The following is a 24,880-nucleotide window of genomic DNA, read 5'->3' on the forward strand; positions in this document are numbered from 1 at the left end:
GCTTTCCTCCGGGCTTCCCTTCGGTACTTCGTGTTCTTGCGTTTCCGACTCTATCAGATCTTTCCGATCCGATTTCCTCGGTGCTTTCCGGTCCCGTTCGCTTTCGCTCCAGGCCCTTCCGGCGGTTCCGACTCTATCAGATCCTTTCGGTGTCTGACCCCCAGTCAGCGGGGTTTGTCTTTCCGGCTGTTGGGCCGTTCCGACGTCTCAAACTCTAGCGGATTTCCCCGTCAACTCATAATCGAGTCTTTCGAATTGAATTTCGGCATGCCGAAATTCTTCCCGGTGGGGAGATCGTGCTGAGTAGAGGTGCCGCATCAGCGGCGGGAGTGGCTGTCGAAGAACCGTTCCGGCTCCGTGACAACTCGGAGAACATTACGTATCCGGCGGGGGCGTGTCAACCCCCGGCCGGTGGCTGCGCGCGGTGGTGTCAGTCCAGGTCCGTGAGGCGGCCGCCGGCGTCCGGCTGGGTGAGCTCCACGCGGCGCAGGAGGCGGATGAGCACCTCGCCGAGGACGCCCTTCTCCTCCGCCGTGAGGTCCTGGAGCAGGTCCTCCTCGAAGTCCGTGGCCATGTGCATGGCCTCCAGCCACTTCGAGCGGCCCTCGTCCGTGAGCTCGACGATGACGCGGACGCGGTTGTTCTCGTCGCGGTCGCGGGTGACCAGGCCCTCGCCGGCCATGCGGTCGATGCGGTGGGTCATCGCCGCCGGGGTGAGGCCCAGTCGCTTGGCCAGCTCGCCCGGGCCCAGACGGTAGGGCGCTCCGGCGAGGACCAGGGTCTTGAGGACCTCCCACTCGGCATTGCTGATGCCGAGCTCGGCGAGCTGGCGGCCGTACGCCACGTTCATCCGGCGGTTCAGCCGGCCGAGGGCCGAGACGACCTTCTCCACCTGGGGGTCGAGGTCGCGGTACTCGCGCTGGTAGGCGGCGATCTGCTCGTCGAGGGTCGGTTCCTGGGGGGCCTGCGGGCCGGACCGCTCGGGGGTGTCGGACATGCGGCGAGTATCCCACGGCTCTCGTTGGCGTTGAAGTCCTTCGGTGTGTACTGTTAAGGATCGAACTTTAGTATTGAAGTCTTCAGGGTTCAGGGCTACACCTCTGAACCTGCGACCGAAGTGGGTGAGTGTGACCAAGGCGAGGGGCGCTGCGATGCGCCGTATTCAGGCAGGCAGCGCGCTGAGCGCGTTCGGACTCGGCTTCACCGTGCCGTACCTCTATGTGTACGTCGCCCAGGTGCGGGATCTGGGCGCGGCGACCGCGGGCATCGTTCTCGCCGTCTTCGCCATGGCCGCGCTCGTGGTGCTGCCCTTCAGCGGGCGGACCATCGACCGGCGCGGGCCGGTGCCCGTGCTGCTCGTGGCGTCCGTCGTGGCCGCCGTGGGTGCGGTCGCCATGGGATTCGCGTCGAGCGTGCCGGCGGCCGTGGCGGCCGCTGCGCTGCTGGGTGCCGGTACGGCCGTGCTCCAGCCGGCTCTCGCCACGATGATCGTCTGGTGCTCGACGCCGGTGGGCCGGACGCGGGCCTTCGCCACGCAGTTCTTCCTGCAGAACCTCGGCCTCGGTGTCGGTGGTCTGATCGGTGGCCTGCTCGTCGACACGAGCCGGCCGGGCAGCTTCATCCTGCTGTTCTCGATCGAGGCCGCGATGTTCCTGGTGCTCGCCGCGGTCGTGGGGACCGTCCGGATGCCGGGCTCCCCCGCGTTCCGCGGGACGCGTCCCTCCGAGGGCGGCAAGGGTGGCGGCGTCCGCGCGCTGCTCGGGCACAAGGCGATGGTGCAGCTGTGCGTCCTCGGCTTCGTCCTCTTCTTCGCCTGCTACGGACAGTTCGAGTCGGGTCTCGCCGCCTACGGCACGGAGGCCGCCGGGATCGAGCCGTCGACGCTCGGGATCGCGCTGGCCGCCAACACGGCGGTCATCGTCGCCGCCCAGTTCCTGGTGCTGAAGTTCGTCGAGCGCCGCAAGCGGACCCGGGTGATCGCGGCCGTCGGTCTGATCTGGACCGTGGCGTGGCTCATCGCCGGGTACGCGGGGCTCGGGCACGGCAGCCAGGCCATGGCGACCGCGGCGTTCGTCTCCACGTACGCGCTCTTCGGGCTCGGTGAGGCGATGCTGTCGCCGACCGTGGCGCCGCTGGTGGCCGACCTGGCGCCGGAGTCGATGGTCGGGCAGTACAACTCGGCCTTCGCCCTGGTCAAGCAGCTCGCGCTGGCCGTCGGTCCGGCCGTCGGCGGGCCCATGGGGGCCGCGCTGCACGGTCCGTACATCGTGACCTTCGTGCTCTTCTCGCTCGGCATCACGTTCCTCGCGGTCCGGCTCGGCCGGCAGCTGACCCCCGAGCAGAACCAGCCGTCGCTCACCGCCGCCAAGCCGTCGAAGGTCGTGGCGCGGCACCAGCCGGAACAGAAGGTGGAGGCCGCCGCCTAGCCCTTCTTGTTCGGCAGGGCGAACTCGCACCACACCGCTTTGCCGCCGCCCGGTGTGCGGCGGCTCCCCCAGGACGAGGCGATCGTCGCGATGATCGAGATACCGCGACCCGCCTCGTCTTCCGTTTCCGCCCTGCGGCGGCGGGGCAGGTGGTCGTCCCCGTCCGTGACCTCGATGATCAGTCGGCGGTCCGTGCGGCGGAGGCGCAGCCGCATCGGCGGCGTGCCGTGCTGGAGGGAGTTCGCCACGAGCTCGCTGGTGGCGAGGACGCCCAGGTCGCGCAGCTCGACCGGGAAGCGCCAGGACGACAGGACGCCGGAGGCGAAGGCACGCGCACGGGGCGCGGCCTCCACTCCGCCGAGCAGTTCCAGGGCGGCGTTGTGGAAGAGCTCGGCGTCCGCGCCCTGGCGGGAGGGGTGCTGGACGACGAGGACGGCCACGTCGTCGTCGTGCTCGGCGGTGACGCCCAGGGCGCGGAGCAGCCGGTCGCAGACCACCTGCGGGGTGCCGCTGGCGCCGGAGAGGGCGCGGGCGAGGGCGGCGACGCCCTCGTCGATGTCCTCGCGGCGGCGCTCGACCAGGCCGTCGGTGTAGAGGACGGCGGTGGAGCCGGGCGGCAGGGCGATGGAGCCCGAGGCGTGCAGCCAGCCGCCGGTGCCGAGGGGCGGGCCTGTGGGGTCTTCGGCGCGGCGCACGGTGCCGTCCTCGTCCCGTACGAGGATCGGGAGGTGGCCGGCCGATGCGTACACCAGCTTGCCTTCGCTGGGGTCGTGGATCGCGTAGACGCAGGTGGCGATCTGGCTGGCGTCGATCTCGGCGGCGAGGCCGTCGAGGAGCTGGAGCACCTCGTGCGGGGGCAGGTCCAGGCGGGCGTATGCCCGGACGGCGGTGCGGAGCTGGCCCATGACGGCGGCGGCGCGCACGCCGCGGCCCATCACGTCGCCGATGACGAGCGCGGTGCGGCCCGCTCCGAGGGTGATCACGTCGTACCAGTCGCCGCCGACGGCCGCGTCCGTGCCGCCGGGCTGGTAGGTGGCGGCGATCCGCAGGTCGTCGGGCTGCTCCAGCTCCTGCGGGAGCAGGGAGCGCTGGAGGGTGACGGCGGTCTCGCGGTGGCGGCGCTCGCTGGCGCGGAGGCGCTCGGCGGCCTCGGCGTGGTCGGTGACGTCGGCGGCGTGGACGAGGACTCCGCCCTCGAATTGGGGGCTGTCGACGGGCAGGCACGTGACCGTGTACGAGCCGCCGTCCTGGGTGCGGCGGGACTTGACCGTGCGGGGCTTGCCGCTGCGCAGGACCTGGTCCATGAGGGGCAGCAGGCCGAGGTCCTCGGCCTCGGGGCAGGTGTCGGCGACGGTGGCGCCCGCGGGGCGGGGGCCGAAGGCGGCGGCGTAGGCGTCGTTGACGTACGCGATGCGGTGCTCCGGGCCGTACACGAGGGCGACCAGGCCGGGGAGCCGGCCGAGGAGTTCCCGTACGGAGAAGTCCTCCAGGGCGGGGACGTCGGCTGCCTGGTCGGCTTCGTCGGCCACATGCTCGAGCTGCTGCGCGTACTCACCGCGGGCGGCGGGCACGGAGCCTTCGGTCCCCCGCGCCGCGCGGCGCTGCGTGCCGGGGAGCCGGGCGCTCCAACGGGTGAAGTTCACGGATCTGTATGCCTCGTGGTGTCGGTGCCGTGCAGAGTCACGCTGTGCAGGTGTGAGCCCACCTATGGTCACACGTCCAGTGTGGACGAGTGCACTGACAGTGATGTCAGGACGACGGCTTGTCGCCGTGGTCGGGTGGCGGTGCGGCGGCGAGTTCGAATTCGGCGCGCGGGTGTTCCAGCGAGCCGAGAGAGACGATTTCCCGCTTGAACAGCCCGGAAAGGGTCCATTCGGCGAGGACGCGGGCCTTGCGGTTGAAGGTCGGGACCCGGCTGAGGTGGTAGGCGCGGTGCATGAACCAGGCCGGGTAGCCCTTGAGTTTACGTCCGTAGACGTGGGCCACTCCCTTGTGGAGGCCGAGGGAGGCGACGGACCCCGCGTAGGAGTGCGCGTACTCCCTGAGCGGGCGGCCGCTCAGGGAGGCGGCGACGTTCTCGGCGAGGGCCTTGGCCTGGCGGACGGCGTGCTGGGCGTTGGGGGCGCATTCCTTGCCGGGTTCTCCGGAGGTGACGTCGGGGACGGCGGCCGCGTCGCCCGCCGCCCAGGCGTGCTCGACGCCTTCGACGGCGAGGTGGGCGGTGCAGCGGAGCCGGCCGCGTCCGTTCAGGGGCAGGTCGGAGGCGGCGAGGACGGGGGCGGGCTTGACTCCGGCGGTCCAGACGACGGTACGGGTGGGCAGGCGGGTGCCGTCGCTGAGGACGGCGACCCGGTCCTCGCAGGATTCGAGGCGGGTCTCCAGACGGACGTCGATGTTGCGGCCGCGGAGCTCGCGGATGGCGTACTTGCCCATGGCCTCGCCGACCTCGGGGAGGATCCGGTCCGAGGCTTCGACGAGGACCCATTTCAGGTCCTCGGGCTTGACGTTGTGGTAGTACCGCGACGTGTAGCGGGCCATGTCCTCCAGCTCGCCGAGGGCCTCCACGCCCGCGTAGCCGCCGCCGACGAAGACGAAGGTGAGGGCGGCGTCGCGGAGCGCCGGGTCACGGGTGGAGGAGGCGATGTCCATCTGCTCGATGACGTGATTGCGCAGGCCGATGGCCTCCTCGACGGTCTTGAAGCCGATGCCGTGGTCGGCGAGGCCGGGGACCGGGAGGGTGCGGGAGACGGAGCCGGGGGCGAGCACCAGCTCGTCGTAGGCGAGCTCGATGGCGCCGGTGCCCTCCTCCTCGGTGGCGAGGGTGGAGAGGGTCGCGGTCCGCTTGGCGTGGTCGATCGAGCCGACCTCGCCGATGAGGATCCGGCAGCGGTCGAGGACCCGGCGGAGCGGGACGACCACGTGGCGCGGGGAGATGGAGCCGGCCGCGGCCTCGGGCAGGAACGGCTGGTACGTCATGTAGGGATCGGGGGTGACCACCACGATCTCGACGGTGCCGGCTCTGAGCTCGGCCCGGAGCTGCCGCTGGAGGCGCAGCGCGGTGTACATGCCGACGTAGCCACCGCCGACCACGAGAATGCGCGCAGGTTCCGTCACTGTCCCATGACGCAACGCCGTCCGTTGTTTGTCCACAGGCCTGACAAATTGTGTGACCGGAGGGGTACGGAGGCGCGGGGTGGCGCGCGAGCGGGGTGCGGGGTGAACGGTGCAGGTCACAGTGGGCGTGACGGGTGGGTCGTGGGGTCGGAATCGGGAGTCTTCCGGGCCTTGCTCCGATCGGGGGGCGCACCGTACGGAACTCCCCCTTCTGAATTGACCCGGACTCAACTATGTTCGTAGTTCATCGGGGTGTCGGACGGGTGCGCGTGGACCGAAGCGCTCACGTACCGGAAGCCCCGTGTCAGGGCGGGGAGTCTCCGGGGGGAGACATCATGAGCGGGGGAACGCTTATGCAGATTCAGGATTCACGGTGGCAGTCGGTCGTCGGGACGGCGACCGCCGACGACGGCCAGGGTGCCGGGGCGGTGTCCCCGCTGGCGGGCGGCAGGTCCGCGCCGCTGCGGGTGGACGCCCAGCGCAATCTGGAGCACGTGCTGCGTGCCGCGCGCGAGGTCTTCGGCGAGCTCGGTTACGGGGCGCCGATGGAGGACGTGGCGCGCCGCGCCCGGGTGGGTGTCGGCACCGTCTACCGGCGCTTCCCCAGCAAGGACGTGCTGGTGCGGCGGATAGCCGAGGAGGAGACCTCCCGGCTGACCGAGCAGGCACGGGCCGCGCTGGGCCAGGAGGACGAGCCGTGGTCGGCGCTCTCGCGGTTCCTGCGGACCTCGGTGGCCTCGGGTGCGGGCCGGCTGCTGCCGCCGCAGGTGCTGCGGGTGGGTGTGGACGACCCTTCGGGGCCGGTCGGCGCCGACGCCGCGGAGGACGCTGCCCGGGTGCCGTACCAGCGGGGTGTCGCCGATCCCGACGCGCGGGTCATCGCGCCGCGCGCGGTGCCGGCCGAGGAGCGGGACGACGCGGGGGCGGCGGAGCTGCTCGACGTCGTCGGCCGGCTCGTCGACCGGGCGCGTGAGGCGGGCGAGCTGCGGGCCGACGTGACCGTGGCCGACGTGCTGCTCGTCATCGCCACCGCGGCCCCGGCCCTGCCGGACGCGGCGCAGCAGGCGGCGGCCTCGACGCGGCTCCTCGACATCCTGCTCGAGGGTCTGCGCTCCCGGTAGCGCCCGGGCGCCCTTGTGGTGCGGGATGTTGCTGTGGTGCGGGGCGTTCCTGTGCTCCGGGCGGACCAACGAGCATCGCACGAACGTGTGAGCGGTTACGCCCGGATACAGGAAGTCGCCCCGGACGAGTGGTAAGTGGACGCGCCGCTTCGGCGTGCCCGCGCTCTGTGGCAGTCTTGGCCGGTGTTCGGGTCTGGGCGTGCGTACGGGGGCTTCCGCGATGAGCGGTGACGGTCGGGACGATCCGCTGGGCAGCGACGGCGGCGCGGAGACCGGTGGTCTGCCTCCCCGCCAGGTGCCGAGCCAGGGTGGCCCGGGAAGCCTCTCCGGTGCGCCCTTGAGCGGGCCGCCGAGCGGGGCGGGGACCGTCGAAGCGAGCGTTCCGCCGCAGCGCGAGGGCAAGTCGGGTGCCGGGGTGAGTGCCGGGGTCGGTGCCGGTGCCGGGGTCGGTGCCGGTGCCGGGGTCTTCGCGGGGGCGGTCGGCGCCGAGGCGGGTCCGGTCGGGGACGATCCCGCCGACGAACCCGGCGGTGTCCTTCCGCCGCCCCTCGAACTGCCGCCCTCCGACGCCGAACTCGTCCAGCTCATGCGGGACGGCGACGACTCCGCGTACGAGGAGCTGTTCCGGCGCCACTCCGAGGCCGTCCGGCGGTACGCGCGCACCTGCTGCCGCGACGCGCACACCGCCGACGACCTCACCGCCGAGGTCTTCGCCCGCACCCTCCAGGCGGTACGCGGCGGAGCCGGGCCCGAACAGGCCGTGCGCGCCTACCTCATGACCACCGTCCGGCGGGTCGCGGCCAACTGGGCCAGGACGCAGAAGCGCGAGCACCTCGTCGAGGACTTCGCCGTGTTCGCCGCGGAGGCCTCCCGCTCCTCCGAGGTCTCCGACCAAGACACGATGGACCTCGGCGCCGACGTACGGGCCATGCACGAGGCCGAGCAGTCGCTCGCGATGCAGGCCTTCCGCTCGCTGCCCGAGCGCTGGCAGGCCGTGCTGTGGCACACCACCGTCGAGGAGGAGTCGCCGAGCGACGTCGCCCCGCTCTTCGGGCTGACCGCCAACGCCACGGCCGTGCTCGCCAGCCGGGCCCGCGAGGGCCTCAAGCAGGCCTACCTCCAGGCCCACGTCAGCCAGTCCCTCACCTCGGGCGGCGACTGCGCCCGGTACGCGGACCGGCTCGGCGCCTACGCGCGCGGCGGGCTGCGGATGCGGGCCGAGCGCGGCCTGCGCAAGCACCTGGAGGAGTGCGCCAAGTGCCGGCTCGCCGCCGGTGAGCTGGCCCATGTCAACGCCGGGATCCCCGCGCTGCTGCCGGTCGCCGTCATCGGCTGGTTCGCCGCCGGGTACTCCCTCAAGGCCGCCGGTGTCGTCGCGGGCGGTGCGGTCGGTGCCGCCGGCGCGGGCGCGGCGGCCGCGGCCGCCGGCGCGCCGGGAGGTACGGCCGGCGGGGCCTCCGGGGGCGCGGCCTCGGGCGGTGCCGCCGCCGAGGGGCTCGGCATGCCCGCGAAGGCCGGCATCGCGGCCGGTCTGGCCGTCGCCGCGGCCGCCGGGCTCGTCTGGGCCATGGCCGGGGACCCGCAGCCCGTCGCCGCGCCCAAGCCCACGCAGCCGGTCGTCACCCCCGTCGTACCGCCGGCGCCCGCTCCCGCGGCGAAGCCGACGCCCGCGCCCGTACCGCCGCCTCCGCCCGTACCGTCCGATCCGCCGAAGCCCACGCCGAAGCCGACCCCGACGCCCACGCCCAGCCCGGAGAAGCCCTCCCCGAAGCCGAGCCCCACGCCGACGCCGACGCCCACACCGCCTCCGAAGCCGACGCCGACGCCGAGTCCCAAGCCGACTCCCACGCCCACACCGACGCCCGCGCCGACGCCCAGCGCCGAGAAGACCTCTCCGAAGCCGACCCCGCCTCCGCCCGCGCCGCCCGTCGTCTACCAGGTCAACGAGCTGGAGTACGGGATCTTCGGCGACGGCACCAAGCCCGAGGTGTCGCTCTCCGACAGCAGCTGGATGTGGCCGCGGAACGGCCCCTCGATCGGCGGCGCCCGGTACGCCCACGGGGTGAGCGTGCACGCGCCGTCCTCGCTGTTCGTCGATCTCAACCGGCAGTGCACCGGCTACGACGCGGTCGTCGGCATCGACGACATCAGCGGTCTGCTGGGCCCGCAGGCCGGCGTCCGCTTCTCCGTCTTCGGGGACGGCGAGCGGCTCTGGCGCTCCGACGTGGTCCGGGCGGGCGACCCGCCGCTCCCGGTGCACGTCGACATCACGGGCCGCTCCACGATCCGGCTCGTGGTGGAGGAGCACACGCCCCTCGGCCGGGCCGCGGTCGCCGACTGGGCGCAGTCCCGGATCAGCTGCTCCTGACCGGCCCCGGTCCCTCCGGGACGGTGCCGGTGTAGGCGGCGGCGAGTGCCAGGACGTCGTCGGGGCCGAGGCCCGTGCCGGCGGCGCGGGCGGCGGCGAGGCAGGCCGGGCCGAGGGCGGCGAGCGCCCGCGCCGTCACCTCCTCGGCCTCCCGCAGCTCCGGGACCGAGCGGGGCAGCTCCTGGCGCCAGGAGTCGACGGCGGCCAGGACCGTCACCGCGAGGGCCGGTTCGTCCGCCTCGGCCAGGGTGACCGCGAGCCCCTCGCCGAGCGCCGCGACGATGAGGTCGGCGCACTGGGCGTCCCGCGCGGCGCGCAGCGCTTCGGCGGCGGAGGCCACGGCGGCGGCGCCCCTGCCCTCGTACGCCTCGACGCGAGCGCCGAGTCCGGCCAGCACCGCCGCGAAGTGCGGTGGAGCGGGGCCGGTGTCGACCAGGCTGCCCGCGGTCTCCAGCCGGGCGCGGGCCGCCTCGACGTCGCCGAGGTGGAAGGCGACGGCGGCGCCCAGGAAGCACACGAACATCTCGGTGTCCCGTACGTGGTAGCGCTCGGCCTCCCGTGAGGCCTCTTCGAGCCCCTTCGCGGCGGCCTCCATGTCACCGGCGCGGTAGGAGAGTTCGGCGAGGCGGGCGATGAGGAACGGGGTCTCGGCGTGGGCGCCGACCTCGCGGGCCAGGCCGAGGGCCTCCTCGTACGCCTCTCCCGCCTCCTCGTGGCGGCCGCGCATCATGTTGGCCTCGGCCGCGGCGCTCGCGATCTGGGCGCCCATCCAGCGGTCGCCGACCCGCCGGGAGAGGGAGCGGAGTTCGGCCAGGTCCTCGTCGATGCCGGAGATGCCGCCGGACATGCCGCCCGGCATGTCGACGACGAGGTGCGTACGGAACATCAGGCTGACGCCGACCTCCCAGTCGCCGCCGTGGCGGCGGCAGTTGGCGACGGAGGCATCCAGCAGGGCGCGGATCCGCGCCGGTTCCTCGGTGAGGTACGCCGTGAACGGCCAGAGCATGCCCGGGAAGCGGGCGCCCTCGGGGCCCGGCTCGGTGCCGAACGCGGCGCGTACCCGGCCGACCAGGGCGAGGGCGTCGGGGTCGTCGCGGTAGTGGGCGGCCGAATGGTTCTCGACGGCGAGGAAGAAGTGGAGCATGCGCAGATGCATGCGCGGCCAGTACCGGGGGTCGGCCGGATCGTCGGGGTCCTCGCCGAGGGCGGTCGCGCGGTCGACCCAGGCCAGGGCCTCCGGGCGGTAGTTGCGCAGCCACCAGAACCAGCCCATGGCGAAGACCAGGCGATGGGCGGCGGCCTCGTCGGGGGCGGCGGCGAGGACGCGGTGGAGCGCGGCGCGGATGTTGTCGAGGTCCCGCTCGATCCGGTCGATCCAGGGAAGCTGCTCCCCTGATCGCAGCTTCGGCTCGGCCTCCTCTGCGAGGGCCGTGAAGTGGGCGGTGTGGGCGGCGCCGGTGGCGGCGAGGAGGGCGGGGGTCTCGGCGGCCCGCTCGGCGGCGTACTCGTGGATGGTCTCCAGGAGTCGGTAGCGCATCTCGCCCTCGTCGGTGGGCGCGGCCACGACCAGCGACTTGTCGACGAGCGCGCCGAGGGTGTCGGCCGCCCCGGGGGCGAGTGCCTCGGCGGCGGCGAGGTCCCAGCCGCCGGCGAAGACGGAGACCTGGCGGAGCAGGGTGCGCTCGGCGGGTTCGAGCAGGTCCCAGGACCAGTCGACGACCGCGCGGAGGGTCTGCTGGCGGGGCAGGACCGTGCGGGAGCCGGAGGTGAGGAGCCGGAACCGGTCGTCGAGGCGGTCGGCGATCTGGCGCGGGGTGAGCAGCCGGAGGCGGGCGGCGGCCAGTTCGATGGCGAGCGGCAGGCCGTCGAGGCGGCGGCAGATCTCGTCGACGGTGTCGGCGTCGGCGGCCGGGTCGAAGGAGGGGCGTACGGCGCGGGCGCGCTCGGCGAAGAGACGGTGGGCCGGGTCGGGCGGGAGGGGCTCGACGGGGCGGACCGATTCGCCGGGGACGCCGAGGGGTTCGCGGCTGGTGGCGAGGATGCGGAGCCGCGGGCAGTGGGTGAGGAGGGTCTCGGCGAGGGCGGCGGCCGCGCCGATCACGTGCTCGCAGTTGTCGAGGACGAGGAGCAGGGGGCGGCGGGCGAGGTGCTCCACGAGGTGGGCGGTCGGATCGTCCTGGAGGGGCAGGCCGTCGCGGCTGATCAGGTTGATCTCGCGGAGGCGGAGCGCGGAGAGCACGGCGCCGGGGAGCGCCTCGGGGTCGTCGAGCGGGGCGAGTTCGGCGATCCAGGCGGCGGGGCCGACGGCGCGCAGCGCGGCCACCTCGGCGAGCCGGGTCTTGCCGGAACCGCCGGGCCCGGTGAGGGTCACGAGGCGGGAGCGGGTCAGGTCGCCCTGGAGCGCGGCGATCTCGGGCTCGCGGCCGACGAAGGAGGTGAGGCGGGGGCGGATGTTGCCGGGGGTGGGGGCGTCGGGGGTGGGGTCGTCGGCGGGCTGGTGCTGTGTAGCGGGCTGGGGCTCCGTACCGGGCTGGGGCTGGGGGGTGGCCGCGAGGAGTTCGTGGTGGAGGGCGGTGAGTTCGGGGCCCGGGTCGGCGCCGAGGGCGTCCGCGAGGGTGCGGCGGGCCGACTCGTACGCGGCGAGGGCGTCGGCGTGCCGGCCCTCGGCGCGCAGGGCGCGGATGAGGTGGGCGTGGAAGGCCTCGTCGTACGGGTAGGTGGTGGTGAGCTCGGTCAGCTCCGGTACGAGTCCGTCGGTGGCGCCCCGGCGCAGGTCGGCTTCGACGCGGCGGCGCAGGGCCGCGAGCCGCTGGGCCTCGGGCCGGACGCCCGCCGGGGCGGGGAGGTCGGCGAGGGCGGGGCCCCGGAAGAGCGCCAGGGCCTCCCGGAGGAGGGTGGCTGCGGTGTCGGGGTCGCCGGCGTCGAGGCGGGCGCCCGCGTCCCTGACGCGGCGCTCGAAGACGTACAGGTCGATGTCGTCGGGACCGGCGACGAGCCGGTAGCCGGGACCGGGCGTCGAGACGACGGCCTCCGCGCCGAGGGCCCGGCGGAGCCGGCCGACGAGGGCCTGGAGGGCGGCGGGCGCGTCCTGCGGCGGGTCGTCCCCGTACACGTCGTCGGCGAGCTCGGCGGTGGAGGCGGCCCGTCCGCCGCGCAGCGCGAGCGCGGCGAGGAGCGCGCGCAGGCGGGCGCCGCCGAGGGGAAGGGGGGTGCCGCGGGGGTCGAGGGCCTCGGTGGTGCCGAGGATGAGGTACCGCACCGGCTCATTGTGTCCGGTGGGCTCGGGGCGCGCCTCGGGGTTTACCCGGGTGGGACCCTGAGCGTGCGGCCGTCAGAGTGCGGTCGTCTCCAGCGTGCGGGGGACGGGAGCCGGGAGCGGGACGAGTGTCCCCAGCCTGTGGACGGACTTGTGGCCGTAGCCGCCTCCGCACGGTTCGGAGTGCACGACGGCCTCGCCCGCCTCGCGGTCGATCAGCAGGTAGACGGGGATCCCGGCCCGTGCGTAGGCCCGGGCCTTCCGGACGCGGTCGCGGTGCGCGGTGACGGGGGAGGTCACCTCGGCGACGAGGAGGACGGGGTCAGGGGTCTGCCAGACGAGTGCGTTCCCGAAGCTGCCCCTTGTGGCCAGGATGAGGTCCGGGACCACGCGGCCCTCGGCCCGTTCGCCGGGCCCACCAGGCGGCACTCGCAGCCCGATGCCGGTGTACGCGCTGACTCGCCGGTCGGGGTCGGGGACCGTCAGCTGGTCACGCAGGTCCGCCACGATCTCCGCGTGCTGACCGTCGTTGACCGACGTCAGGCAGACCTCTCCCTCGACCAGCTCCACCCGCCAGCCCTCGGGCTCCTGCGCGCTGTACAGGTCGAAGACCTGCTCCACCGTCGTCATGGCCCCATCCTTCCCCTCCTTCCCCCTTCGGGGGGCCTCACGCCGGTAGGGACCTCGATGCCGGGATCAGCGGGCCCTGGACCGCTCGGTGGGCGCGGGGCTCCGTCGTGTTCGTCCAGCAGGAGCCTCGGCGGGCGAGGAGGCGGTGGAGCCAGAGTTCGGTGGAGACCAGGTCGGCGAGGCCGTCCAGGGGGACGGGGGCGCCGTCGGCCGCCGCGCACAGGGCCTCGCGGACGACGCGGGCCTCGATCAGGCCCGCGTCCGCGAGCAGCGGGGCGTCGAAGAGGGCCAGGAGGTGGGGGAGCGCGGCACGCAGGCCCGCGCGTGTGGCGGCGGCCGGGACCGCCGGGTGCGGTGCGCCCCAGCCCGGGGGGAGGTCGTGGACGCCGGCGCCCGTGAGGACCGTGCGCAGGATGCCTGCTCGGGCGTCCGGCTGGACCCGGAGTGATTCGGGGAGCGCGCGGCAGGCCCGTACCACCTGGTTGTCGAGGAACGGGGCGTGGAGGCGCTGGCCGCGGATCTCGGCGGCCTGTTCCAGGACCCGGTGGTCGGCCGCGGCGCGGGCGAGGGCGGCACGCGCGCGTGCCTCGCCCGGGCGCTGGACGGAGGTGGGGAGCGTCGCCGCGCGGTTCAGGCGAACCGATACTTCAGCCAGCGCCTCCCCCGTCATCCAGCGCGCCGCGGGGCCCGGCCTCGACCAGGTGAGCGCGGAGAGCGAGGCCTCCAGGGGGCCGAAGCCGTCGGGGGGCGTGCGGTTCGCCTCCTGGACCCGGCGCGCCGCCGCCTCCAGACCGGTGCGGTACGGGGTACGGGCCAGCTTCCGCGCCGCCCGGTACACGGTCAGCGGTACCAGGAGCGCCCCCGCCGACGCGCCCGTCGCCTTGGCGAGCGCCGCCACCGGGCGCACCAGCGAGCGGCGCCTGCGGTCCATCAGGAGGTCGGCGAGGCGCGCCGGGTGCGCGTCCAGGACCTGCTTGGCGCCCATGCCCGTGAAGTGGTCGGCGCTGCCTCCCGCGAGGCGCCTTCGGTGGCGTTCCGCCGTGACCAGGGCCGGACCCGGCTCGTCGGTGAGGGGCCCGTCCAGGGCCGCGTACGGGAGCGCCTCCTCGCCCGCCGCGACGACCACGTGGTGCAGGCGGGGGTCGGCCGCGAGCTCCCCGGCCCGTTTCAGTTCGTCCTCGCGGCCCGAACCGGCGCGGGTCGCCAGGTCGTTGAAGGTGACCGCGAGCAGCCGCTCCCCCGCGCCCGTGCCGTGGCCGAGGATCGTGCCCGGCCGGCCCGGCAGCCCCGCCGCGAGGAGCGCGATCGTGCCGGAGGCGCTGCCGCCGGACAGGTCGGCGCCGATGCCGGCCGCCGGGCCGCCGCCCCGGGCCGCGCGCCGGTCGGCGGGCCCCATCCCGGGGACCGGACCCGGGTCGGGCAGCGGGGCCTCGGGCGCGTGCCGGGGCGCGGTGAGCCGGGCCCTGACGGCCTCGACCAGGGCGTCCCGTACCCCTTCGACGGCCTGCCGGGCGTCGGTCTCGGCCGCCGCGACCGCGAGCGAGGCCACCGTCTCGTACCCGGCGATCTCCCGCGAACCCTCCCGCAGGATCAGCGCGTGGCCGGGCGGCACCCGCCGCACGCCCTCGTACGGGGTGGAGTCGCGGAGCGCCTCCGGGGTCTCGGGGCAGGCGAGCAGGGCGCCGAGGTGGCCGATGTCGAGCTGGGCCTCGACGAGGTCGGCGAGGGGCAGGGCGGCGGTCGCGAAGGCGGTACCGCCGGCCCACGGGGTGTGGAACACCGGCCGGGCACCCGCGAGATCACCGGTGACGGTGACGCGGCGGCCGGCCTTGACGACGGCGGTATAGCTGCCCGGCCACGCCGTCAGATGCCGCAGTGCGCCCCCGCGCGCGGTGAGCAGGCCGACTCGCAGCTCCTCGTCGGTGGCGGCGCAGCAGCCGAGCACGGCGAGGCGGGTGTGGTCGTCGACGGCCACCACCCGCACCTCGTCGGGGCGCCAGTCGCCGACCGCCCAGAGGGGATCGGGGTCGCCCCAGAGGAGTTGCGCGCCCACCGGTTGCACCGTGCGTCCCTCGGACGCCGCCGTTCCGGGGCTCGTGTAGCCGGCGCTCGCGTAGCCGGAGCTTGCGTAGCCGGGGCTTGCGTAGCCGGAGCTCGTGGAGCCGGCGCTCGGGGAGCCGGTCGCGCCGGAGTCGTAGCCCGTCGTGGAGCCGTAGCCGGACGCGCCGGAGTCGTAGCCCCTCGTGGAGTCGTAGCCGCCGTTCACCGCTCCCGCCCGCGCCCCCGCGGTCGTTGCGAAGCTCGCGGCGACACTGCTCCAGCCCACCAGCCATCGCATCGGCGCCTCCACGTCCGTTTCGGTGGAGGCCATGCTGCCACGACAACGGCGCACGGGGCGGAGTCCGGGCGCACGCGTACGAAAGCCGAATGCGCCCCTGGCATGGGCCAGTTGGGAACCGGCGTCATTCGGCCAAATATCGACCCTCCCCGGAGGGCCCCGAAGGCGTCCGGGCTCTGCCCGGCGCACCGCCGGCCCTCATGCGTCACCGGCAGCCCGGGAGGCGATCCCGCCTCCCGGCGCCGTCCGCCGCCCGCGGGGAGCAGAGCGGCGGTGTCCCCCAGCCCACTGGTCCGGGACACCGTTCCCGGCCGAGCGGGCCGACCCACGCACCGACCATGGAAGCGCTCCCCGCACCGGCCGGAGGAGAGCGCACGGCCGGGCGCACGGCCACACGGCGGGAGCACGGGGCGGGCCGGCGACCCTCGGCGCCGACCGTTCACACAACAATCTCGCCATCCGGAACACCGCCCCTTAACGGTAGGGATGCGGCGAACTACGCTGTGTTTACGAATGCCGCACGCCTATGCCCGGCGTCGTGGCGGCCGTCTGTGTTGTCGAGGGGTGGCGTCATGTCCAGGGAGCAACGCGGGCCGAACGAAAAGCTCGGCACGGTTCTCGCCCTCGCGGGAATCAGCAACGCCGGGCTGGCCCGGCGCGTCAACGACCTCGGCGCACAACGGGGTCTGACGCTTCGTTACGACAAGACCTCGGTCGCCCGGTGGGTGTCGAAGGGCATGGTGCCGCAGGGCGCCGCCCCGCACCTGATCGCCGCCGCGATCGGCCAGAAGCTCGGCCGGCCCGTGCCGCTGCACGAGATCGGGCTCGCGGACGCCGACCCGGCGCCCGAGGTGGGGCTCGCCTTCCCGCGCGACGTGGGCGAGGCGGTCCGCTCGGCGACCGACCTGTACCGGCTGGATCTCGCCGGGCGGCGGGCCGGCGGTGGCGGCATCTGGCAGTCGCTGGCCGGCTCCTTCGCCGTGAGCGCCTACGCGACACCCGCGTCCCGCTGGCTGATAACCCCCGCCGACCCGTCGGTGGAGCGCGAGGCGCCCCGCTCAGGGGAGATCACAGGCTCCGCCGCCACGGCCGCCGCGGAGCACGCGCGCGTGGGCCACAGCGACGTCGCCAAGCTCCGCGAGGCCGCCGAGGACGCGCGGCGCTGGGACTCCAAGTACGGCGGCGGGGACTGGCGTTCGTCGATGGTGCCCGAGTGCTTACGCGTGGACGCGGCACCGCTGCTGCTCGGCTCGTACTCGGACGAGGTCGGCCGCGCCCTCTTCGGGGCGACCGCCGAGCTCACGCGCCTGGCCGGCTGGATGGCCTTCGACACCGGCCAGCAGGAGGCCGCCCAGCGCTACTACATCCAGGCCCTGCGGCTCGCCCGCGCCGCCGCCGACGTTCCCCTCGGCGGGTACGTCCTCGCCTCCATGTCCCTCCAGGCCACCTACCGGGGCTTCGCCGACGAGGGCGTCGACCTCGCCCAGGCCGCGCTCGAGCGGAACCGCGGGCTCGCCACCGCCCGCACCATGTCCTTCTTCCGGCTCGTCGAGGCCCGCGCGCACGCCAAGGCCGGCGACGGGCCGGCCGCCGCGGCCACGCTGAAGGCCGCCGAGGGGTGGCTGGAGCGGTCCCGGGCGGGCGACGCCGACCCGACGTGGCTGGGCTTCTACTCGTACGACCGGTTCTGCGCCGACGCCGCCGAGTGCTACCGGGACCTGAAGGCACCCCGCGAGGTGCGCCGCTTCACCGAGCAGGCGCTGTCCCGGCCGACCGAGGAGTTCGTCCGCTCGCACGGGCTGCGGCTCGTCGTCTCCGCCGTCGCCGAGCTGGAGTCCGGCAATCTGGACGCGGCCTGCGCGGCGGGCACGCGCGCGGTGGAGGTGGCGGGGCGGATCTCCTCGGCGCGGACCACCGAGTACGTACGGGATCTGCTGCACCGGCTCGAACCGTACGGGGACGAGCCGCGCGTCATGGAGCTGCGGGAGCGGGCGCGTCCGCTGCTGGTCGCGCCGGTGTGACGTCCGGCCCGGCGACGTCCGGCCCCGGCCTGGGGTCTGTCCGGCCTGTCCGGTCCTGATCCGCCGGGCAGGACCCGATCCACGTGACCTGCGTCTCGTGCGCTCTCGCGAGGTTTCGCGGGATTGTCAGTGGGCCAGTGCACTATCGGGGGTGGGAGGTGACAGGTGGCGCCGGTGTTTGACTGTGACGTGCTGGTGATCGGCGGCGGGATCGTCGGTCTGTCGACGGCGTACGCCCTGACGCGCGCCGCCCCCGGCACGCGGGTCACGGTCCTGGAGAAGGAGCACGCCCCCGCGCGGCACCAGACCGGCCGGAACAGCGGGGTGATCCACAGCGGGATCTACTACCGGCCCGGCTCGCTCAAGGCGCGGTACGCGGTCGAGGGCGCGGCCGAAATGGTCAAGTTCTGCGCGGAGTGGGGCATTCCGTACGAGGTGACGGGGAAGCTGGTCGTCGCCACCTCGCGCGACGAGCTGCCCCGGCTGCACGCGCTCGTGCAGCGCGGCAGGGAGAACGGCATCCCGGTGCGGGAGCTCGGACCGGCCCAGATCAGCGAGTACGAACCGCGGGTGCGGGGGCTGGCCGCGATCCACGTCGGCACGACCGGCATCTGCGACTACACGGCCGTCGCCGAGCGGCTCGCGGAGGCCTCGGGGGCGCGGATCCTGTACGGGGCCGAGGTCACCGTCATCGACCGGCGGCCGTGGGGCGTCGCCGTGCGGACGGCGGACGGGCGGATCGTGCGGGCACGGGTCCTCGTGAACTGCGCCGGGCTGCACTGCGACCGGATCGCGCGGCTCGCGGGCGACGATCCGGGGATGCGGATCGTCCCCTTCCGTGGCGAGTACTACGAGCTGGCGGACCCCTCGCTCGTGCGGGGGCTGGTCTATCCCGTGCCGGATCCGGCGTTCCCGTTCCTCGGGGTGCATCTGACCCGGGGCATCGACGGCGGCGTCCACATCGGGCCGAACGCGGTGCCGGCGCTCGCCCGCGAGGGATACGGCTGGTCCGTCGTCCGCCCGCGCGAGCTGGCCGCCACGCTGGCCTGGCCCGGATCGTGGGCGATAGCCCGCGACCACTGGCGGTACGGGGCGGGTGAGCTGCGACGCTCGCTGTCGAAGCGGGCCTTCACGGAGGCGGTACGGAGACTGCTGCCGGTGGTGGAGGAGTCCGACCTGCGGCGCGCGGCGCCGGGGGTGCGGGCGCAGGCGGTGCTGCGGGACGGGACGCTGGTCGACGACTTCCTGATCCGGGAGGCGGCGCGGACGGTGCACGTGCTGAACGCGCCTTCGCCGGCGGCGACGGCGTCGCTGCCGATCGGGCGGGAGGTGGCCCGGCGGGCGCTGGCGCGGTTGTAGCTCCGCGGGTGGTCTTCTTTCCGGGGCTCCGCCCCCGGCCCCCCGAGGCGGCAGCTTCGCGCCGCCCTCACCATGTGCGGTGCGATCGTAGAATCGGACATTGTGTCCGAGCAGCCAGAGAACAGCCCGCAGTCCGCCGCCGAACCCGTCCAGCCCGTCGCGCGGCGGGGCAGTCGGATGTTCGCCCCCGGTGAGGGGCCCCTGCCCGATCCCGCCGGGGCTCATCACGAGCGGCGGATCCGGAGCTTCCAGCCGCGCCGCAGCCGCGTCACGTACGGGCAGGCCGAGGCCATGCTCAAGCGGTGGCCCGACTGGGGCCTCGACATCGACGGCAAGCGGGTCCTCGATCTCGGCGAGATGTTCGACGGGCTTCCGGTCGTCCTGGAGATCGGCTTCGGCATGGGCGAGGCGACCGCGCAGATGGCCGCCGCCGACCCCGGCACCGGCATCCTCGCCGTGGACGTCCACACCCCCGGCCAGGGCAACCTCCTCGGCCTCGCCGACCGGAACGGTCTGACCAACGTCCGGGTGGCCAACGGCGACGCGATCATCCTGCTCCGCGAGATGATCGAGAAGGACGCCCTCGACGGCTGCCGCGTCTACTTCCCGGACCCGTGGCCCAAGGCCCGCCACCACAAGCGGCGCCTGATCCAGCCCGAGTTCCTCAGCCTGCTCGCGACCCGGCTCAAGCCCGGCGGCGTGCTGCACTGCGCCACCGACTGGGAGTCGTACGCCGAGCAGATGCTGGAGGTCCTCTCCGCGCATCCCGACTTCGAGAACACCCGCGCCGACGGCGGCTTCTCGCCCCGCCCGGACTTCCGGCCCGTCACCCGCTTCGAGGGGCAGGGCCTGGACAAGGGGCACGTCGTGCACGATCTCCTCTTCCGGAGGAAGTGACAGGAAGAAGTGACAGGGAGTACGTCACTCCTTCGCCCGGTGTCGGTGGGGGTCGTTAGGGTCGCTCACGTGTCGAACCCCGTCCCCGCCGAAGCCGAAGCAGCAGCCGAAGCCGCAGCGGCAGCCGCAGCGGCAGCCGCAGCCGTCCCGCACCGGGACACCGACGAGCCGGCCTTCCCGGCCGCCGCCGACCGGTCCCAGTGGCGCTACCGGCCCCGCCGCGCCTTCTGGCGCAGCCGGCTGTTCCGGGCCGTCGTCGTGATCACCGTGCTCGCGACCTGCGCCCTGTTCATCCTGGCGCTGGTCCGCGAGCAGACCGGCACCCAGGGCTTCCTCGTCGGCCTGGGCCTCGCCGTGTTCCCCGTACCGCTGCTCATGGCCGCGTTCCGCTGGCTCGACCGGGTCGAGCCGGGCCCCTGGAAGAACCTGCTCTTCGCCTTCGCGTGGGGCGCCTTCGCCGCCGCGCTCGTCGCGATCCTGGCGAACACCTTCGCGGTCCGCTGGATCGCGACGGCCACCGCCGACCCGGACTCGGCGGACACCCTCGGCGCCACGGTGATCGCGCCGGTCGTGGAGGAGACCGCGAAGGCCGCCGCGATCCTGCTGCTGTTCCTCTTCCGCCGACGGCACTTCGGCGGACTCGTCGACGGGGTCGTCGCCGCCGGTTTCACCGCGACCGGCTTCGCCTTCACCGAGAACATCCTCTACCTCGGCAACGCCTTCGGGGAGGACCAGGAGTTCGGCTCCTCCGGCATCGGCTCGGTGACCGCCGGAACCTTCTTCGTACGGGTCGTGATGTCGCCGTTCGCGCATCCGCTCTTCACCGTGCTCACCGGCATCGGCTTCGGCCTCGCCGCGCTCGCACCGCGCGGGAAGCGGGTCCGGCGGGTGCTGCTGCCGATCACCGGACTGCTGCTCGCCATGGGCATGCACGCCGCCTGGAACGGCGCCGCCACCTTCGGCGGACCCCTCGCCTTCTACGTGGTGTACGCCTGCTTCATGGTCCCCGCCTTCGGCCTGCTGACCTGGCTTGCCGTGTGGAGCCGGCAGCGCGAGCTGCGCACGATATCCGGGACGCTCCCGGCGTACGCGGCGGCCGGCTGGCTCTCCCCCGCCGAGCCGCTCGCCCTCTCCTCGATGCGCGCCCGCCAGGTGGCGCGCGCCTTCGCCGCCCGGACGTACGGCGCTCCGGCGGCGCGGGCCGTCGGCGAGTACGAGTCCTTCGCGACGACCCTCGCGTTCCTGCGGGACCGGGCCCGGCGCGGCACGGCCGGACCCGATTTCCCGGCGCGGGAGCAGGAGCTCCTGCACCACCTCTGGCAGCGCCGGGCGGTCGCCTCCCCCGCGCTCACGTACGCGGCGCGGGCGACCGGCCGGGTGTGGGCGCCGCCGCAGTATCTGGACTACGGCGGCTACAACCCCTACCGCAGTTAGGCGGAATCAGACTGCCGAGGCCTTCGTCAGGAGCGTCAGGTCGGCCTCCGTCAGGGTGAGGTCCGCGGACGCCACCAGGGCCGGGAGCTGCTCGACCGTACGGGCCGAGGCGATCGGCGCGGCGACGGTCGGCCGGGAGGCCAGCCAGGCGAGGGCGACGGTGGCGAGCTCGGCCTCGTGGGCCTCGGCGACCGCGTCGAGCGCGGAGAGCACGGCCCGGCCCCGCTCGGTGTCCAGGTGTTCGCCGGCCCCGGAGGCGCGGACGCTGTCGACGGTGGCACCGGGGCGGTACTTGCCGGTGAGGAAACCGGAGGCGAGCCCGAAGTACGGGACGGCGGCGAGCCCGGCGCTCTCGACGGTCTCCAGGAGCGGACCCTCGTAGGTGTCGCGCGAGACCAGGTTGTAGTGCGGCTGGAGCGCGACGTACCGGGCGAGGCCCTCGGCCTCCGCGAAGTCGAGGGAGGCGCGCAGCCGCTCCGGGGAGATGTTGGAGGCGGCGACGGCCCGCACCGTGCCGTCCTTCACGAGCTGGTCGAGGGCGGTGACGATCTCCTCGACCGGGACCGACTCGTCGTCGAAGTGCGTGTAGTAGAGGTCGATGCGGTCGGTGCCGAGGCGGCGCAGCGATTCCTCCACGCCCGCCTTGATGGTGGTGGCGGAGAGCCCCTTGAAGCGGGGGTGGGCGCCGACCTTGGTGGCGACGACGATGTCGTCGCGGTTGCCGCGGGAGGCGAGCCAGCGGCCGATGACGGTCTCGGACTCGCCGCCCTCGTTGCCCTCGGCCCAGGCGGAGTACATGTCCGCGGTGTCGACGAAGTTTCCGCCGGCGGCGGCGTAGGCGTCGAGGACGGCGAAGGACTGTGCCTCGTCGGCGGTCCAGCCGAAGACGTTGCCGCCCAGGGCGAGCGGGAAGACGTGCAGATCGGAAGAGCCCAGCGTGCGGAGAGAAGTCATGGGTTCGTCAACCCTCCGCGCCGCCGGGCCTATTCCGCGCTGGGCGGATCAGATCGGCAGGCGGGATCAGATCGGCAGGCCCTTGGAGCGGAGCCAGGCCGCCGGGTCGATGCCGTCGCCGCCGGAGGTGTGGACCTCCATGTGGAGGTGGGCGCCGGTGACGTTGCCGGTGGCGCCGACGCGGCCGATCGTCTCGCCGGTGGTCACGGTCTGACCCGCGCCGACCGTCATGGAGGAGAGGTGCGCGTACCAGACCTCGGTGCCGTCCTCCAGCTCCAGGACGACCCGGTAGCCGTAGGAGCCGGACCAGCCCGCCGACTTGACCGTGCCGCTGTGGACGGCCTTGAGCGGGGTGCCCGTGGGGGCGGCGAAGTCGAGACCGGTGTGGTAGCCGGAGGACCACATCGAGCCGGACTGCATGTAGGTGGCGCTGACGGAGTACGAGGAGAGGGGCATCGAGTAGCTGGCGGCGAGCTGGGCGAGGCGCTCGGCCTCGGCCTCCGCGGCCTTCCGCTCGGCCTCCGCCTTCGCTTCCGCCTCCGCCTTGGCCTTGGCTTCCGCTTCGGCCTTGGCCTTCGCCTCGGCGGCCGCCTTCTCCGCCGCCTCTGCCTTGGCCGCGGCCTCGGCCGCCGCCTTCTCGGCCGCGGCCTTCTCGGCGGCGAGCTTCTCGGCGGCGTCGGCGGAGGCCTGCTGCTGCTCGGCCTGCTGGAGGATGCGGGCGCGCAGGATCTCGCCCGCGTCGGCCGTGCCGGCGGCGGTGGCCGTCGCGGTGGTCTCGGCGGTCCCGGTCTGCGTGGTGTAACCGGCCTGGGTGGTCCGGGCGGTCGCGGCGGTGCCGTCCGCCTTCTCGCCGGCCGGGGTGACGTACGTGGCGGCGGTGAGCGGGTTCGGGTTGCCGCCGGTCCGGTCGATGGTGTCCTGGATGCGCTGGTCGGCGTCGTCCGCGTCGTCGGCGAACAGCTCGCCGACACCGGGGAGGTCCTCGGCGGCCGGGAGGTTCAGGTCGGCGAGGTCCGGGAGGTCCGGGAGCGATATCGCGACCGGCGGCTTCTCCTGCGCGGTGGCGAGGCCGCCCGCACCGACGGCCGCGATGACGCCGACGCCGAGGACGGTGGAGGAACGGGCGAAGTTGGAGCGCTGCTTGACGACCCGGTGCCGGCCGCCGGAGCGGCTCTCGGCGCGGAGGGTTCCCTCGGTGGGGTTCCACTCGGTGTCCGGAGCGGCAGGACCCGCACCACCACCGAAGGCATCGAAGGGGGCTTCGGGTGCGGGAGTGTTGGACGCCACGAAGGCGCGCTCCTTTCCTTCCTTCTCGCCTACCGGGTTAGCTGACGGGTTCGGAGCAGGAAGGTCTCCTACGGGCGCGGTCGCACAAGGTGCGAAGGGCCCGATTCACCCCAAGTAGTGGTTCCCCGGTTCCTTTTCAGGATTCGGCGCGTGCGCACGGTGCCGTCTCTTGCGACGGTTGTGACGACCGCGCTGCGTTATCGAACGTTAATAGACAGGGGGGTCCGATTCCAAGCTGTTCCCGGTGATCATTCATTGAATTGGTGGGGAATCGCCCGAGTTGACCGCCCTTCAGCAAGAGACGGCCAAACACTCGCGATCTGACGTTATGTCAATTGTTATCGCAGCGACACCCCGCGACTACGCCTGGTGACCGGGGCGGATCGGGGGCGCTCCCGGTGACGCCGGCGGCACCACCGGCATCGTCCGGCGCCGCTCCTGCTGCCCCGTCGCGGGCCTGCTCAGCGCGAGCAGCGCCATGTCGTCCGTCGACCCGCCACCCGTGTGGAGCCGTACGTCGTCCACGAGGGCGTCGAGCAGTTCCTCGGGTCCCGGGAAGATCCGCCCGGCGAGGCGGGACGCCGGGTCGTAGAAGACGCCCTCCGTGTTCCGCGCCTCCGAGAGGCCGTCCGTGTAGAACAGCAGCGTCGCGCCCGGCGGGTACGGCCGCTCCTCGGCCCGGTCCGGCCACGCCGCCAGCTCGCCCATGCCGAGCGGCAGCGCCGGCTCCGCCGGATCCAGCACGTCCAGGTTCCCGTCCGCGTACAGCAACAGCGGGGGCGGATGGCCGCGGTTGACGACCCGTACGCTCCCGGCCCCGCGCACGCTCCCGGCGTCACCCTCGCCCTCGCCCCCGCCCGTCCCGTCGGCGCGCGGGATCTCCGCCAGGACGGCCGTCGTGAACCCCTCGAAGGCGTCGAGCCCGTCCCTGCGGGTCCCCTCCCGGGCCAGCGCCCGTTCCAGCCGCTGCGCCACCCCCTCCAGACTCGCCTCCTGCTCGGCCGCCTCCCGGAACGCCCCGATCACGACGGCGACGGCCTCGACCGCCTCCATCCCCTTGCCGCGCACGTCCCCGACGACGAGCCGCACCCCGTGCGGCGTGTCCTGCACGGCGAACAGGTCACCGCCGATGAACGCGTCCGCCTGGGCCGCCTCGTAACGGGCCGCGCACTGCAGCCCGCCGATCCGCTCGGCAGGCGTCGGCAGCACCGCCTTCTGCGCGGTCTCCGCGATGACCCGGGCGGAGGCCAGCCGCTCGCCGCTGCGCCGCACGACCCGGTTGACCAGCATCGCGAGCGCGGAGACGGTGACGACGGTGAAGACCTCGGTGAGGGACGGGACCTGGGTCGCCGTGCCGTTGTAGACGTGCAGCCCGACGGAGGCGAGGACGGCGGCGATCCCGGTGAGCAGGGTCGTGAGCGTCGAGAAGAACGGCGCGGCGATCAGCGGGGCGGCGGAGAAGAGCGGCGCGGCCGTGTACGTGGCCGGCGTCGACAGGTCGAAGACGACACCGCCCACGATGATCAGCGGGGGCAGCGCCCGGAGGAACCGCCGGGCCCGTCCGTACGTGCCGGGGCGGCCCTCTCCGCCCCGCCGCCCGCGACCCGCTGCTCCTCGGGGGTGCCCCACCTGTGCTCTCCTGCCCGGTCCGTACCGGCCACGGTGTTCTCGTACC

At 74.0% G+C, this 24,880-nt stretch carries 16 protein-coding genes and 1 riboswitch; of the genes, 7 read left to right on the forward strand and 9 right to left on the reverse strand.

The window, feature by feature from the left end; all coding sequences use genetic code 11:
* Positions 1–430 precede the first annotated feature (430 nt).
* Positions 431–997 (reverse strand): MarR family winged helix-turn-helix transcriptional regulator, encoded by a 567-nt coding sequence (locus ACIBG6_RS16920; protein WP_399223383.1) that lies wholly within the window; start codon positions 995–997, stop codon positions 431–433.
* 154 nt (positions 998–1,151) lie between these two features.
* Between ACIBG6_RS16920 and ACIBG6_RS16925 the strand changes: the two genes are divergently transcribed.
* Positions 1,152–2,426: an MFS transporter gene (locus tag ACIBG6_RS16925; RefSeq protein ID WP_399223384.1), complete on the forward strand. Its 1,275-nt coding sequence runs from the start codon at positions 1,152–1,154 to the stop codon at positions 2,424–2,426.
* Here the strand turns inward: ACIBG6_RS16925 and ACIBG6_RS16930 are convergent.
* Positions 2,423–4,069, reverse strand: coding sequence for a SpoIIE family protein phosphatase (locus tag ACIBG6_RS16930; RefSeq protein WP_399223385.1), 1,647 nt, complete (start codon positions 4,067–4,069; stop codon positions 2,423–2,425). The genes ACIBG6_RS16925 and ACIBG6_RS16930 overlap by 4 nt on opposite strands.
* 106 nt (positions 4,070–4,175) lie before the next feature.
* The gene (locus tag ACIBG6_RS16935; RefSeq protein ID WP_399223386.1) at positions 4,176–5,540 is read right to left on the reverse strand and encodes an NAD(P)/FAD-dependent oxidoreductase; all 1,365 of its coding nucleotides are present in this window, start codon (positions 5,538–5,540) and stop codon (positions 4,176–4,178) included.
* 353 nt (positions 5,541–5,893) lie between these two features.
* Between ACIBG6_RS16935 and ACIBG6_RS16940 the strand changes: the two genes are divergently transcribed.
* Both ACIBG6_RS16940 and ACIBG6_RS16945 read left to right on the forward strand, forming a co-directional pair.
* The gene (locus ACIBG6_RS16940) at positions 5,894–6,661 is read left to right on the forward strand and encodes a TetR/AcrR family transcriptional regulator (RefSeq protein WP_399223387.1); all 768 of its coding nucleotides are present in this window, start codon (positions 5,894–5,896) and stop codon (positions 6,659–6,661) included.
* A 220-nt stretch (positions 6,662–6,881) separates the two neighbouring features.
* The gene (locus ACIBG6_RS16945; RefSeq protein WP_399223388.1) at positions 6,882–9,029 is read left to right on the forward strand and encodes a sigma-70 family RNA polymerase sigma factor; all 2,148 of its coding nucleotides are present in this window, start codon (positions 6,882–6,884) and stop codon (positions 9,027–9,029) included.
* On the opposite strand, the gene ACIBG6_RS16950 is transcribed toward ACIBG6_RS16945, so the two are convergent.
* The 3 genes from ACIBG6_RS16950 to ACIBG6_RS16960 form a co-directional block, all read right to left on the reverse strand.
* Positions 9,016–12,288 carry an ATP-binding protein gene (locus tag ACIBG6_RS16950; RefSeq protein ID WP_399223389.1) on the reverse strand — a complete coding sequence of 1,091 codons (3,273 nt, stop codon included), beginning with the start codon at positions 12,286–12,288 and terminating at the stop codon, positions 9,016–9,018. The genes ACIBG6_RS16945 and ACIBG6_RS16950 overlap by 14 nt on opposite strands.
* Positions 12,289–12,360: 72 nt before the next feature.
* Complete coding sequence (locus ACIBG6_RS16955; protein WP_399223390.1) at positions 12,361–12,915, reverse strand: Uma2 family endonuclease; 555 nt, start codon at positions 12,913–12,915, stop codon at positions 12,361–12,363.
* A gap of 37 nt (positions 12,916–12,952) precedes the next feature.
* Complete coding sequence (locus ACIBG6_RS16960) at positions 12,953–15,253, reverse strand: asparagine synthase-related protein (protein WP_399224000.1); 2,301 nt, start codon at positions 15,251–15,253, stop codon at positions 12,953–12,955.
* 572 nt (positions 15,254–15,825) lie between these two features.
* On the opposite strand from ACIBG6_RS16960, the gene ACIBG6_RS16965 reads away from it, so the two are divergent.
* The 4 genes from ACIBG6_RS16965 to ACIBG6_RS16980 all read left to right on the forward strand — a co-directional run bounded on the left by ACIBG6_RS16965 (position 15,826) and on the right by ACIBG6_RS16980 (position 20,964).
* A complete protein-coding gene (locus tag ACIBG6_RS16965; protein ID WP_399223391.1) occupies positions 15,826–17,274 on the forward strand; it encodes an MFS transporter in 1,449 nt (482 codons plus the stop codon).
* A gap of 174 nt (positions 17,275–17,448) precedes the next feature.
* The gene (gene lhgO / locus ACIBG6_RS16970; protein ID WP_399223392.1) at positions 17,449–18,633 is read left to right on the forward strand and encodes an L-2-hydroxyglutarate oxidase; all 1,185 of its coding nucleotides are present in this window, start codon (positions 17,449–17,451) and stop codon (positions 18,631–18,633) included.
* 102 nt (positions 18,634–18,735) lie between these two features.
* Positions 18,736–19,530 (forward strand): tRNA (guanosine(46)-N7)-methyltransferase TrmB, encoded by a 795-nt coding sequence (gene trmB / locus ACIBG6_RS16975; protein ID WP_399223393.1) that lies wholly within the window; start codon positions 18,736–18,738, stop codon positions 19,528–19,530.
* Positions 19,531–19,599: 69 nt separating this feature from the next.
* Positions 19,600–20,964 carry a PrsW family intramembrane metalloprotease gene (locus ACIBG6_RS16980; protein WP_399223394.1) on the forward strand — a complete coding sequence of 455 codons (1,365 nt, stop codon included), beginning with the start codon at positions 19,600–19,602 and terminating at the stop codon, positions 20,962–20,964.
* A gap of 6 nt (positions 20,965–20,970) precedes the next feature.
* On the opposite strand, the gene ACIBG6_RS16985 is transcribed toward ACIBG6_RS16980, so the two are convergent.
* The 3 genes from ACIBG6_RS16985 to ACIBG6_RS16995 all read right to left on the reverse strand — a co-directional run bounded on the left by ACIBG6_RS16985 (position 20,971) and on the right by ACIBG6_RS16995 (position 24,834).
* On the reverse strand, positions 20,971–21,918 hold the full coding sequence (locus ACIBG6_RS16985) for an aldo/keto reductase (protein ID WP_399223395.1): 948 nt from the start codon (positions 21,916–21,918) through the stop codon (positions 20,971–20,973).
* A 66-nt stretch (positions 21,919–21,984) separates the two neighbouring features.
* Positions 21,985–23,205: a M23 family metallopeptidase gene (locus ACIBG6_RS16990; RefSeq protein ID WP_399223396.1), complete on the reverse strand. Its 1,221-nt coding sequence runs from the start codon at positions 23,203–23,205 to the stop codon at positions 21,985–21,987.
* A gap of 11 nt (positions 23,206–23,216) precedes the next feature.
* Positions 23,217–23,364: riboswitch (cyclic di-AMP (ydaO/yuaA leader) on the reverse strand.
* Between the two features lie 201 nt (positions 23,365–23,565).
* Positions 23,566–24,834, reverse strand: a complete 1,269-nt coding sequence (locus ACIBG6_RS16995) for a PP2C family protein-serine/threonine phosphatase (protein WP_399223397.1) — start codon at positions 24,832–24,834, stop codon at positions 23,566–23,568.
* Positions 24,835–24,880 lie beyond the last annotated feature (46 nt).

The organism is Streptomyces sp. NPDC050842, assembly GCF_044456565.1.
In the GTDB taxonomy this organism is placed as follows: Bacteria; Actinomycetota; Actinomycetes; order Streptomycetales; family Streptomycetaceae; genus Streptomyces.